The sequence below is a fragment of the Paenibacillus glycanilyticus genome (assembly GCF_030161375.1).
Lineage (GTDB): Bacteria > Bacillota > Bacilli > Paenibacillales > Paenibacillaceae > Pristimantibacillus > Pristimantibacillus glycanilyticus_B.
On the sequence record NZ_BSSQ01000035.1, the window covers coordinates 71,630 to 84,595 of the forward strand.

10 protein-coding genes are annotated in these 12,966 nt (G+C 49.6%); all 10 read right to left on the bottom strand.

Features of this window, described 5'->3' with window-relative positions; all coding sequences use genetic code 11:
* Positions 1–12: 12 nt before the first annotated feature.
* Positions 13–906: an ABC transporter permease gene (locus tag QQK89_RS29345; RefSeq protein ID WP_284242326.1), complete on the bottom strand. Its 894-nt coding sequence runs from the start codon at positions 904–906 to the stop codon at positions 13–15.
* Positions 907–976: 70 nt separating this feature from the next.
* Positions 977–2,725, bottom strand: coding sequence for an ABC transporter substrate-binding protein (locus QQK89_RS29350; protein WP_284242327.1), 1,749 nt, complete (start codon positions 2,723–2,725; stop codon positions 977–979).
* Between the two features lie 190 nt (positions 2,726–2,915).
* Positions 2,916–4,274 carry a response regulator transcription factor gene (locus QQK89_RS29355; protein WP_284242328.1) on the bottom strand — a complete coding sequence of 453 codons (1,359 nt, stop codon included), beginning with the start codon at positions 4,272–4,274 and terminating at the stop codon, positions 2,916–2,918.
* On the bottom strand, positions 4,271–6,019 hold the full coding sequence (locus QQK89_RS29360; RefSeq protein ID WP_284242329.1) for a cache domain-containing sensor histidine kinase: 1,749 nt from the start codon (positions 6,017–6,019) through the stop codon (positions 4,271–4,273). The genes QQK89_RS29355 and QQK89_RS29360 overlap by 4 nt, the downstream gene beginning before the upstream one ends.
* An 88-nt stretch (positions 6,020–6,107) precedes the next feature.
* Positions 6,108–7,796 carry an amylo-alpha-1,6-glucosidase gene (locus QQK89_RS29365; protein ID WP_284242330.1) on the bottom strand — a complete coding sequence of 563 codons (1,689 nt, stop codon included), beginning with the start codon at positions 7,794–7,796 and terminating at the stop codon, positions 6,108–6,110.
* 89 nt (positions 7,797–7,885) lie between these two features.
* Entirely contained in the window at positions 7,886–9,181 is a 1,296-nt protein-coding gene (locus QQK89_RS29370) for a glycosyl hydrolase family 28 protein (protein WP_284242331.1), read from the bottom strand.
* A gap of 8 nt (positions 9,182–9,189) precedes the next feature.
* Entirely contained in the window at positions 9,190–9,981 is a 792-nt protein-coding gene (locus tag QQK89_RS29375) for a ChbG/HpnK family deacetylase (protein ID WP_284242333.1), read from the bottom strand.
* Positions 9,978–11,021, bottom strand: coding sequence for an SGNH/GDSL hydrolase family protein (locus QQK89_RS29380; RefSeq protein WP_284242334.1), 1,044 nt, complete (start codon positions 11,019–11,021; stop codon positions 9,978–9,980). Before QQK89_RS29380 ends, QQK89_RS29375 begins: the two co-directional genes overlap by 4 nt.
* A 13-nt stretch (positions 11,022–11,034) precedes the next feature.
* A complete protein-coding gene (locus QQK89_RS29385) occupies positions 11,035–11,238 on the bottom strand; it encodes a hypothetical protein (RefSeq protein ID WP_284242335.1) in 204 nt (67 codons plus the stop codon).
* Positions 11,214–12,947, bottom strand: coding sequence for a hypothetical protein (locus tag QQK89_RS29390; protein WP_284242337.1), 1,734 nt, complete (start codon positions 12,945–12,947; stop codon positions 11,214–11,216). Before QQK89_RS29390 ends, QQK89_RS29385 begins: the two co-directional genes overlap by 25 nt.
* Between the last annotated feature and the right edge of the window lie 19 nt (positions 12,948–12,966).

The window sequence follows — 12,966 nt, forward strand, 5'->3', positions numbered from 1 at the left end:
TTGTCCCTCCCTCTAAAAGATGCGATAGCCCGCAAATTTCGATGCCAGTTTGTAAGCTGTAGCGATCAAGAGCAAGCTGATGACGGATTTAAACAATCCGACGGCTGTACCGAGTTCGTAGTTGACCTGTTCAAAGCCGATGCGATACACGTACGTATCGATGATATCGCCCGTAGGCTCAACAACCGGGTTATACAAGTTGAAGACTTGGTCAAATCCGGCGTTCAGAACGCCTTGAAGACTTAATGTCGCGAGCAGAATGACCGTTGTCGTAATGCCCGGAAGGCTGATGTATCTAATTTTCTGCATGCGGGTAGCCCCGTCAATATCCGCAGCTTCATAGAGAGACGGATTAATATTCGTAAGCGCAGCCAGGTAGACGATGGCCGAGAACCCAAACTCTTTCCATACGTCGGTCACGACAAGAATCGGACGGAACCAGGTGTTGCTGCCGAGAAACAGAATCGGGTCGTGCAGGCCAAGGTGACCAAGCATGACGTTAAGCAGACCGTTCGCGCCCAGAATATCTTTAATGATTCCCGCGATAATAACCCAGGATAAGAAATGCGGGAGATACACGATCGTTTGCACCACTCTCTTGAAGAACATATGTCTGACTTCGTTCAGGAAGAGAGCGAACACAACAGGGACAATGAGTCCTGTCACCATCTTGGAGATGGAAATAATCAACGTATTGCGTATCGCTTGCCAGCTTGCCTGGTTATGAAACATGTAACTGAAGTTCTCAAATCCAACTAAAGGAGAATGCCACATCCCTTTACCCGGATTAAAATGTTGGAATGCCATAATAATGCCGAACATGGGCGCAATGCTGAATACGGCGAGCAATGCAAGGCCAGGAATCAGCATGAGCAAGTAGTGATAGCTGTTTTTGGATAATCGCATGGGGCCCCCTCATTTCCCTGTCATTTTTAGAAATGGGCGCTAACTGCCGTTTGCGCCCATTTCTCTGATCTTATTTGCGTTTGTCTAGCTCGGCTTGTACTTCTTGCGTAATTTGGCTGCCGCCTTGCCCATTCCATTGTTTCACGAAATCGTCAAAGGAATCGATCGGCTGGGAGCCAATAATGATCTTCAGATAAGCTTGTTTCTGAAGCGATTGCAGATCCGCCCAGGACTTAACCATCGTAGGGGTCTGTCCGGCAAAGGCGTTTGGCGTAACTACAATATTGCTCTCGTTATCAATGACGGTCTTCATGGCATTGTTATAGGCCAGGAATCCGATCCGGTTTGCAATAGCCGTCCCTAAAGCTTCCTTCGTCGGATTGCTTTTCAGTACATTTTCCAGCGGATTTTTCATTTCAGCTTCAATTTGTTCAAAGCTCGAGATTTCCGTTGGAAGCAATATCGACTTGTCTGCTTTGCCAGCCAGAATGTCATCGTATTTCTTCTGTTGGTTGTAGATCATGGCAGGCTCAATGACGGCAAGGTCCACGTATTGCGGATGCTGGGCAACGGATACCGTTCCGGCTTGCTCGTACTTCTCGTACGCATCCTGAAGTTCCGGAATCGTCTTGTCCTTGAATTCAGTCGAAAGATTGATCAATTTCATAAGCAATTCCGGATGCTTAAAGCCCTTCTTCACAACCAGATAACCCGCCGGACTAGGATTTGAGCCCACATTCAGCTTCCCGTCGGCACTTAATAGCGGGTACGCCTTCCAGTCCGCGTTCGGATTGTTCTGCAGCGTGTTGCCAAGCGGATAATAAGGCGCATACCAAGCTTCAAATACCATGCCCGCTCGGCCGGAACTCACGTCTTCCGTTGTTTTGCCGCCGTCCTTCAGACCGTATTCTTTATCCAGCGAGCCTTCCTTGTACATGTCGCGCAAGACGGATAACGCGGCTTTGGCTTCCGGTTGAATGCCGCCGTACTTCACCTTGCCGTCTTCGCCTTGAATCCAAGTCGCAGGGAATGCGTTCATCGCCCAATAAATAGAATCTAGCGTATGGAGGTCAAAAGCCGGGCTGTACATGCTGCTGCTTTGCGCAACGAGACCCAACGTATCTTGTTTGCCGTTGCCGTCCGGATCTTGGGTTGCGAAAGCTTTGGATATCGTCCGAACATCGTCAATTGTCTTCGGTTCCGGCAAATTCAATTTCTTGCGCCAGTCTTCCCTAACCCAGACAAGCATAGGCTGCTCTTTTTCCATTCCGTATGGAATAGCCATCATTTTGCCGCCGAAATTCACGGTATTGAAAGCATAAGGATTCTGAGCGTAACGATCCTTCACGGTTTGCGATGCGTACTTCTCGTAGTAAGGCGTTAAGTCCTCGATCATATCCCCTTCTACCAGCGTGTTCAGCATGCTGACAATGTTCTGGCCTTCAATGGTAAAGATGTCGGGAATGCGATTGCTCGCGATATCAAGAGACAGTTTCTTCGGATATTGATCACCGTCGGATGGTGCCGTCCAAAGCAGCTTCCCTTTTACGTTTAGCGTCTTCTCCACATAATCCTGGAAGCTGTTCTTCTCGTAGCTTTCGCCCGCCGGGAACTTAGGATCCTGGTTGACGCTGCGGACAACGGTATAATTAACCGTCTCCTTGTAAGGAGCCATTGGATCCGCATTGTCGTCTACTACCGGGTTGTTCTTGTTCTCTGCGCTTGTTGAATCGTTCTTGTTCGAACTTGAACATGCCGCCGTTGCCATGATCATGCTGCATGCGATTACGACTGAGAGTATTGTCTTGCTGCGTTTCACTTTCGTCTTGCCCCTTTCGATGCTGTCCTTTCGTTCTTGCTCTCCTATTTTACCAAGCAAGCCGGAAATTCTACTCGTAGTTATGGTCGGGGGGCGGTAGATAACAGATTGCAGTTTATTTGTTAAATAACGCGAGCGAATAAGCTCTTCGTTCATTTTTCCTACTTCGTTCACTCATTTGTCTATCCGGTTATTTGCGGTATTTCTCCCTGTATTCCTTCGGCAGCAGATTACGGTGCTGCTTAAACACCTTGCTGAAATATTTCTCGTCCTGGAATCCGGATTGCTCCGCAACGGAATAAATGTATTCGTTGGACGTGACGAGAAGCTCTTCGGCTTTGCGGATCCGCATTTCCGTTAGCAGCTCATGGAAGGACATGCCTACAATCGGACGGAAGCATTGGCCGAAATAGCTTCGGCTTAACGCTACCCTTTGCGCGACGTTCTCCTGATTCAGATTTTCGGATAATTCGTCATGGATAAGCAAAATGGCTTTATAGATCCCGATTGCCGTCTCTTCCGGGAAATTGCGCTGCTGCAGGAAAAGCCTCAGTTCGGTCAAGCTTTGCAGCAGCTCATGCCAGTCCCATTGCTTCAACATGGATCTATTATCTACAAGCTCTGTCGGAGAGCCTTGAATAACGGACAACGCCTTCAGAAATTTGCCGACTACATCGCTAATGTACGAAGAGTTTGGCTCGGCTTCTTCAACCAGCTGAATCCAGGTTTGATACAAGCCCATATCAAAGATCCAGTGCATGGAGTGGAACATTCGGTCAATCTTCTCTAGAGGTTCCATGCCTTTCGTCGGGCGGCTGACCGCGGGAATGAATCGCACCGGGGATGGGAGATCTCGCCGGAAACGGTAAAAGACGCTTTCTTTCACTTGAGCGACCCAATCCTTCGTCGACATAAATTCCTTCTCCGGTGCCGTTTCGCATACAACGGGGATCCAGCTTTCGTACAGCTGCTCTTCCTCCCAAAACTTATGAAGCGGTTTGACGTCGTAAATGCCATAGTCGGCAATGCGGAAGCAGCCTTGTTCGATCGGCATAATCGTCGGCGAAGCCGGCCATGGAACCATATCCAGCTTCGCATTGGCTCGGGCCGGAACGACTATCAACTCCGGGCACGATGATTTCTGAACAACCGCCTGTTGCCGGTGCCTGGTTCCATCACTTATCCGTTTCTCGATTCTGGCCAATGCTTCTTCCATCTTGCCTTCTTCAATTTGCGTCTTCACCAAATAGTCAATTGCTCCGGCATGCATCGCGTCTACGACGTACCCGAAATCCTGATGGCAGGTCAGTACGACAATCCAAATATGGGGATACTGCTGTTGCACCTCTTTCATCAATTCAAAGCCCGACATCTTCGGCATCGTCAAATCCGTGATCAACACTTCAATCGGCTGAGCCGCAAGCTGTTCCAATGCTTTTTGTCCATTCTCCGCTTCCCCGACAATGTCAAATCCGTATTCCTTCCAAGGGACCGTCAGGATAAGCCCTTTCCTCACAAAATGCTCGTCGTCTACAATTAATGTCTTCATTGAACAGCCTCCTTGTCCAGAATTGGAAGACGGATTCTGATAATCGTCCCCACGCCAATCTCGCTTGTTATTTCGAATGCATGCTCCTCGCCGAAATATTCCCGGATCATATGGTTTACGAATTTAAGGCCAATTCCCATCCCGCTCTTCCGCTTCTCGTTATCCGAGTACAGCAGTCTTTGAATCGTATCGGGATCCATTCCCTGCCCGTTATCTTCGACCTCAATCATGAATGAGGTTTCGTTTTCTTTGAACACGCGAACCGTAATTTGCCCGTTATCGTCCACAAACGCATGATACATCGCATTTTCTACCAAAGGCTGGATCAGGAACCGGATAATCGGCAGCTCCTCCGTATCCGGTTCTATCTCGAATACGACGTGGAAGTGATGATTGTAACGAATCTTCTGCAGCGCCACGTAATCCTTAAGCGCGGATATCTCTTCCCGGAGATGGACGATCTCCCCTTCTTTCCCCAAGTTATAATGTAGAATTCGGGAGAAAATAGAGACCAAATTCACGATTTCCTCCTGCTTGTGCATTCTTGCGATCCATTGGATGGTGTTGAGCGTGTTATGAATGAAATGCGGATTAATTTGATACTTCAGCTTCTGCACTTCCAGCTTCCGCTTATTCTTCTCCTTCTCTTCCACTTCAACGATCAGATCCCGGATTCGGGTTCTCATCAGATAGAACCGGTCCACCACTTCGTCGAATTCGATAATGTTCATGGGGACGTAGGGACGGTCGAACTGTAGATCGGTTGTCTGTTTAATTTCTTCCTTCAGCAAGCTCAGCTTCTGATTAATAAACCGCCAGGTCATCCAAGCCAGCAGAAGGCAGATGATTAATGAACCAACCGCAATTAACCCGTAGCGGATGGACCACGAAATAATCTCGTCGGATAAATCTCTTTTGTTCACAACCGCGACGATCGACCAATTGCCTTCCCCGCGCTGGACGAACAGTTTTTTCCCCTTATCGTTAATTACCTGGCTGGATGAGCCGGATAATGGCATTTCGGAGTTAATGGGATACGTATCCTTTAAATCGCTGTACAAAATCTTGTTCGTTGAATCAAGAATGAGGTAATTCACGTTAAAGCCAAAGGCGTCTTTCGGAAACAAATCCTGAACGACTTTGAAGTTTGTTTCGATATAGACATAAGTTTTGGGCAGGTTCCGGTTGCCCGTCATCTCCTGAACAATCGAGAATACAATGTTGTCGCTGTACAAATAAATGCTCGGATGAGGACCTTGATATAAAGTAAGCGGATCCGTGAACAAGGTCGGATATTCCATGGGATCTACGTTTTTCTTGAGCAGCATCGTTTGGAACAGATTCATCTGCTGCTCCGGAATGAAATAATACATCGGGCCAAGGCCTTGGTTGGCATAGCTGATTAACGTAAGCCGCGATTCAATGTCGCTCTGGATTTCGGATTTCAAGTTGTTCGGTATGGTTGGATTCATGTATTGTTCCAGACGTTTGCCAATATCCCCGTCCAAAGTAAGCTGCCGCGAGGCATAACCCAGATTATCTAAGGAAGACTGCATCGAATGCTCGATTTCCTTCATCCGGCTCTGTACGCCTTTCTCGATGTTATTCTGCAGGATAGAATAGATCGAGTAATAGGAAATACTTCCGATCAGCAGAATCGGTATAAGAAGATTGAGCGTCATGACGCTGCCTAATTTAAACATCAATGTATTGGTCCGTACAATTCTCGCTAATCCTTTTACCATCCTGATCCCCCGCTGCTCTGTATAGGAAAAGGACGCCCCCGCTCGCGGGAGACATCCTATGTTCATGTAACCGTTATAAGTTTATAAGTTATGCGTATTTGCTGCCAAGCAGCAAGAAAATGCTCGACGTCCACGTGATGCCCGGATCGCGCAAGGCTCGTCCTGTCTTGGCTTGGAAATTCTCGGCCATTCCGCTCTTTGCGACCAAGTCGCAGAATCGTCCTGCAAGATCCTTAGCAAATTCCTCTTCGCCTAGTTGACTTAAGGCATGAGAGAGCAGAAACATCGGAGGCGCCCAGATCGGACCTCTCCAATAGCCATCCTCCTCGAACCATGCACTGTCCAGACGTTCGCTCGCTAGTCCGTATTCCGTCAAGAAAGCTCCTTCAACCTTAAGCTCTTCTATCATACGGTCTCGAATCCCCTTAGGCAATTTTTCGCCTAACAATAATGGAAGATACAGAATTAACGATTTGCTCTCCACAAACTCATGATTGCCTGCGCGTCTTGCCTTAAGCCTGCCTTCGTCAACAAAATGCTCAAGCAAATTATCGAACAACTGCTGCGATCTTATCTTCCAGCTATTTGCTTCGGCCAGCATGCCAAGCTTTCTGGCGATCGTCTCAAGGGTCTCCATTTGAATAATCAAATAGGTAGCGAGATCGGGACTTTCAAGCGGCATGCCATCCGCGAATATCGTGCTGTTGTCCCATCCGCAGTCGTTGCCGTTATGATATTCCGGCATGCCGTCCTTATCGCTGTCCCGGTGATTGAACCACCATTCCGTCCATTTCGCGAGCGATGGATAAGCTTCAAGCAGATGGTCGTTCGTCACCCAATCCGTATGCTCCATGATCCATTTCAGCGCGAAACCATGGATTGGAGGTTTTACGTAACCTCTTACCAGGTAATTGTCCGTGATCGTATCCGGCAATGCCCCGAACTGATCCTGGTGATCAAAGACCAGCATCCACTGATGCCAAGCCAGCTCCGGATCCTGCTCCGCAACCGCCATGGCATGGAAGCAATGATCCCAGCTCCAAATGCCGCACATGCCGCTTTTGGAAGCATACATCGTTGGGCGCGTAATATTCTCGTATGGCCGTACCTGCACCATCCAGTTCAAATACACAGCTAATTGCCTAGCTTCCGAATAGCGCTCGGGAAGCGGAAGAGCCGACTGCTCATACGCCTCGAACAGGTCTGTTGCAGCTTGAAGGCTGTCCGTGAAAGAGGAATACGTCCGTTCCTTCCATGTAATGCTGTCCCGGTATAACTCCAACGCTCCCTCGGCTGATGTTGCTCCGGCGCTTGGCGCAAAGTCAATGTTGACGTAATCCGCGTTATCGCCGTTCCAGCTCGTGTTAACAATCAAGTCTCCCGCAGCGGAGGTTAAACGGATATGCTCGCGCGATCCGTCCGAATTCACTTCGCATTGCTTCGCGCCATAGGGAACAACATGCGAGGCTCTAATAAATTCGAATCGAATGCTTACGTTTTCCGTCTGGACCTGCAAGGTTGTCGGATCCTCGAAGCAAATGACCGCGCTGCCGAATTCCGAGCGTAGCGCGATGCTTGCAGCGGATGCTTCTTCCGCGAACGGTACGGGATTCCCTTCATGAAGAAGGACCAATCTAGCCACCCGCTGACGGTAAACGTCTTTATGAAGCGATCTTATATAAAGGCCTTCCGGCTCATCTTCGTACGTCCCCATCCGATTAATGGCGAAGTAAGAGCCGGGATAACTAAAAGGTATTTTGGATACATCGACCCGCATAAACGAGATGCCTCCCCTAATGTAAAGTATAAAAAGCCGATTCCGCGAGCCGGTAGGAAAATCGTTCGAAAATAGTCGAGAATCGGCTGTTATTTGAACTTAATGTCTCTTGCTTCTTTTACAAAGAGATCAAGCTCATTGCCGTCCATGATTTTGCGGCCGCCAAGCTTGAAGTTGTCGAACGTTACGCGTTCAACGGGATGTTCCGCATCGTATCCGCCGATAACGGAAATCGAATATCCGGGATTGTAGAGCGAGCTTACAACCTCGATATCCTTCAGCAGGATATCTTGGATTCGGCCTCTTTCATTGTCGGTGTTATACATGGAACGCATCACCCGGAAGTCGATCAGCTTATCGTAATAATGCTCGATGCGGATATTCTCGAATACGATGTCCCTCACCGTTGCGCGATCGCCGACATGAATGCTGAGCGCGGCGCCGTAACCGTTAACGGAGACGATGTCGATATCGTGGAATTTCACGTCTCTAACTTCGTCAATCGTCAGCTCATGGCCGATTTCAACCGCATTGCCCGACGGTCCGTTAACGAAGACGCAGGAGCGCACTTCGATGCCATGTACGTCTTTTGCCGCATACAGCATAGGGCTGTCCGGATTCTCCGACCAGTCGAACGCTTTGATAACAACGCAGTCGTCGTTATTGCGGAGAATGCAATTCTCGATCAGTACATGCTGGCAGCCAACAATATCAATGCCGTCGGAGCTGACCACCTCGCCGATCTGCTTGATGCGGTCGATATGCACGTGACGGCAGTTCGCCAGCATAATCATCCAGCATGGCGGTTCGACCATAATAATATCCCGGATCTCAACATTAGAGCAGTCGTACAGCAGGATTGTCCTGTAATCTCTCGTACCATGGAAATACGAACCGTCCAATACGCCATTGCCATAGATTTTGATATTCGAAGCGCCGCTTGCGCGGACGCTGCCTTTAACTATGGCACCGTCTTCAATATAGATGGATTCATTGTCCTGAAGGACAAGCTCGCCAATTTCATAAACCTGTCCGCCCTTGAAGTACAATGTCGCTTTGCCGTCATACGCCTGCTCCTCATTTCCATAGAAGAACAGGGGCAAAGAGATGCCCTCGATTTTGAGATGCAAATACCGGTTATCCTCCAAGGTAAATCGCGCAGTGTTGCCCGAAACCTCAACGGGAATATTGAGCTTTAGAGGGCTAATGGCCACGGAGCGGATTGGCGCTGCTGCCTCGATCTCAACGACGGCCGAGCCGGAATAAGTGACCGGTGCGAAATAAGCTACGTTTGTGCGAAGTACGTCTACCAGGCGGCCGTTTACTGTAACCGAGACTTCTTTTGCCCTGGGATAAGACTTCGGATAATGATGATGAGCATTCATAGGTTAAGTTAACTCCTCTCTTCCAGCTCGTCGTAACGAACGGAGGTCACGCCGTATTGGTTGTATAAAGATTCAAGACGCGGATCCAGAAGCATCCTGCGTTCGGCATCCCGCTCCGCGGCGATGTCCGCTCCGTCCAACTCGGCATTGCCGAATTGCCGCATCTCGCCGCTGTCTAGACCGGGATGCAGAATGACGGTATATAGCCCTTCTTGTGCTGCTTGTATATCTTGCATATGCTTAGATAGATAAATCTGGGCCAGATCATTCGGATCTGCGAATTCCATAGCCGCAGCTTCGTCTGCCCTTGGAAGCGGCCGGAAATAACGGTGGAAATTGACGAGGCCTTCCTGTCGGCACCAGTTATCGAGCCACTCCGCATAACCCTTCACGCAATAACTGAAAAACATATGCTCATCAACGTACGAAATCGGGAATCCGACCTCTCGTAGCCGATCATACTGTGCGAGCGTCTCCGCAACGGCTTCTTCTAAATTCACATTCCCCATTAGGGATGGATGAGACAGGAAGTACCCTTGTTCATCTATAAGGCTCGGCACTTGTTCACAAGGAAGCACGGGCTTCCATTTCGCGCGGTCCCATTCGGCATTCATCGTAATATGCATGCCGAAGCAAATCTCTTTGCAATCGGAGAGCAGCATAGCTCCTTGTTCCAAATAAGGTCCGGGAGCCATCACGCTGACATTTCTCAGCAAGCCGCGCTGGCATGCTTCCGCAATCGCTTGATTCGCCGATAAGCTTCCTCCAAAGTCATCGCCCCGAAGCAAAATCCGAATCATGCCGTCACCGTCAAATAGCGGCTGATTTGCTCCGCCAGATGGTTGGAAATTTCCAGAAGCCCTTCTTCCGACGGATGAATGATGTCGTAGGTGAGCAGCGAAGTCTTGGTCAGCAGCTGGACGCCGGGAATATGGATCAGCTTTGGTCTGTTCATTCGCATCACTTTTTCTTCGACGATACGGCGGAATTGCTGTCCAATCTCTCCGTTTCTCACGTCTCCCATGTAGGTGAACAGATCGGTGACGAAGATCCATTTATCCGGGTGAGCATCCGCGATGGTGGAAATAAAATAATCGACGCGCTTCCGGAATTCATCCGGCGAACCCGGAACTCCGTTCTTGACGTCCCAAATCATGTTGATGCCAAGTTCGATAAAAGCAAATTCCCAGCCGGACAGCTGCGCGATATAATCCGCCATCTCCGCGTCTACCATAGCCGCTCCGGCCATGGACAAGCTCCATAGATCCACGCCAAGCTTCTCGGCCGTGCGCATGCTGTAAGCTCCGGTTGGACGAACGGCTGACGCGCCGCTTGAGATTGACGAACCGTACAGGAGCATTTTGCGCTCGGGCATGCTGCCTTCTCTTGGCAGCTCGGTCTCTCCCTCCACGCCAATGAAAGCGATATGGCTCTCATAGGGAAGAATGACCCGAACGAGATCCGGAGGAAAACGGAGCTGCTCTTTGGCTGCAATCATCTGCATAAGCTCCATTTCCTTCGGACGTTCAATCTCGATCTCCGTCACATGGGTACCCAGAATCCGGGGAGCGTTCTCCTGGAAGGTTCCGTGATACACCTCGGCTACCGTATGTCCTCCCGTCAGCTGCTTCGTATTCAATACCGCGAACTTCAGCTTTACGCGATCCGATTTCATATGGAACCGGATTTCCACGGAGCCCGTCTTGAGTGCCGAATCATGCGCAATTTCGTGAAGCTGCAGCCGCAGAGCATTCGGAATGCGGCACAACTGCATACCTTCCCCGTCTTGAACCGGCATAAGTTCCGCGACATTATGCAAATAGAGATTTTTATAATTCACAAAGGATCCTCTCCTAGTACGTGACGTTATAAAGTTTATATTTTTCATTGCGGAATACTTTGTAGAACTCTAGTACGTTCTCTTCTTTACCCGCATAACAGCAACGCTGGCAATAATATTCATCTTCCTCCTCGTCATAAGCGAGCAAGTAATCGATCTCTCTGGCGAAGCAGGAAGGGCATAATAGCAATTTCATCGTTTTTCCACGTTGAGCCATGATGACAGGACACCTCCGAGCTGAACTTTTTTCTCAAGCGTGAGCTTGTAGTAGGGCTTGAACAGGACGCCTTCCTTCACGCTACCCCAATCCGCTTCCCCTTCGGGAGTCAGGGACAATTGCGTGCGGATTTGCGGGATAACGGCCTTCACTTCCGTTGGAGCCGCAACGCGCGCTTCCTTCGAACGGTAAGTGAACGGGATCGTGTGCTTCTCCTCTTGATGCGACAGTACGGTCAATTCAATGCCTCGCATATCCTCCGGATACACCGTTGTTCCGTAACAGCCGTCGAGCACTTCCGTCAGCGTAATTTCAGCCGTTGGATCGGACAGCTCAAGTACGCGGCGTTCAATAAGAATTCTGCCATCTCCCGTGAAGGTGAACGCGGATTCCAGCGTAACCTCGAGATCGCCAACTTGAATGCTGATCGGCTCGACAACAAGCTGCTGCTTGCCATCATGCGTACGTTCGATTCTTCCCTTGGCGCGTTTTCCTTCAATGCTGGCCGATGCATCGCCATACTTGATCACGCAGCGGTGTCCGGAATGGCCGCGATGCTCCCGGGCAATGACATAAGGGTAGTTGCCGTTCCACAAAATGTCCGTATCCGGTCCGGTATCGCCGGACAATTCGCCGACGTACGGGCGGAAATCGCAAATAACGCCGCCAATATTCAAATCAATAGCCGCGCGGAAATAGGAATCCGCGTACCAGAACGTCTGGCGTTTCGTGCCGGCCAGGATGTCCTTCCACAAGTTGACCTCCGCCGCTCCGGCGCCAATCTCCGTTTTGTAGAAGTCGGCGAATTCGCTCATCGTCACGAACTCCACTTCGCCTTGCTCCGCCTTCCCTTTCAGGTATTGCAGGGAATCGATATATAACGCGCGCGCATGTTCAAAGTTATCGACAAATATATTGCCGGGCACTACCCATGGCGTGCTGACAAACACGTTGTAATAGGAAAAGCCGTTATAGTTCTTCTGCTCGATCCATTGATCGACAAACCGGTGCATATACGGGCTGTTTGGTCCGTCATTCGCCTTGGCTCTCATCACGTTAGCGGGATGGGAGGAGAAATAATCGTCGCGGCTAGTCAGCGCAAGCACCATATCCCGGTTCAAATGCGGCAAGGCAACCAGATCAATGGAGCTTTCTTTGTCCCGGCCGGGAGCCAGATAGTGATATTTGGAAGGATAAAAAGCCCCCCAAGGTCCGCCGTCGCTGAACAAATACCAGGAGCCGTTATTGCCCTCGAACATCTTGACGCCTTCTTCGAAGCAATTCGTAATGGACGTCTTCACCTGCGGATATTTCTCTTTAATATAAAGCGTGGTTTCCGTGTCCATGATATAACCGCCGATGGCAGTTGGAACAAAGCCAAACTCCGCTTGGAATACCTCGAAGATGCGGTCCACGATTTTCTTTTTCGACGAAAACGAATGCAAATACAACGCCTGCTCGTCGCTCTCCGCGTATGGAAGCATTTCTTCGCACATCATGTTGTGGAAATGAATGCCTATTTCATCGCCTAATCCCATTTGCGTCTTTACGTAAGCCACCATATCCGGATCGCATAGTCCCTCGTAAGACAATAATATCGTTGTCCGGATGCCGGCGCGGTGTGCTTCATCCTGTTGAAACTTAATTCCTTCCAGCATGGACGCCCCCCGGTCAGCCCGGTGAATGACGTTTACATACATCTTGCTCATGTCTGTCCCTTCTTTCTGC

Excerpts from the sequence above, each read along its gene's own strand:
- QQK89_RS29345 (WP_284242326.1), bottom strand. The coding sequence starts at position 906 with ATGCGATTATCCAAAAACAGCTATCACTACTTGCTCATGCTGATTCCT.
- QQK89_RS29355 (WP_284242328.1), bottom strand. The coding sequence starts at position 4,274 with ATGAAGACATTAATTGTAGACGACGAGCATTTTGTGAGGAAAGGGCTT.
- QQK89_RS29360 (WP_284242329.1), bottom strand. The coding sequence starts at position 6,019 with ATGGTAAAAGGATTAGCGAGAATTGTACGGACCAATACATTGATGTTT.
- QQK89_RS29365 (WP_284242330.1), bottom strand. The coding sequence starts at position 7,796 with ATGCGGGTCGATGTATCCAAAATACCTTTTAGTTATCCCGGCTCTTAC.
- QQK89_RS29370 (WP_284242331.1), bottom strand. The coding sequence starts at position 9,181 with ATGAATGCTCATCATCATTATCCGAAGTCTTATCCCAGGGCAAAAGAA.
- QQK89_RS29375 (WP_284242333.1), bottom strand. The coding sequence starts at position 9,981 with ATGATTCGGATTTTGCTTCGGGGCGATGACTTTGGAGGAAGCTTATCG.
- QQK89_RS29385 (WP_284242335.1), bottom strand. The coding sequence starts at position 11,238 with ATGGCTCAACGTGGAAAAACGATGAAATTGCTATTATGCCCTTCCTGC.
- QQK89_RS29390 (WP_284242337.1), bottom strand. The coding sequence starts at position 12,947 with ATGAGCAAGATGTATGTAAACGTCATTCACCGGGCTGACCGGGGGGCG.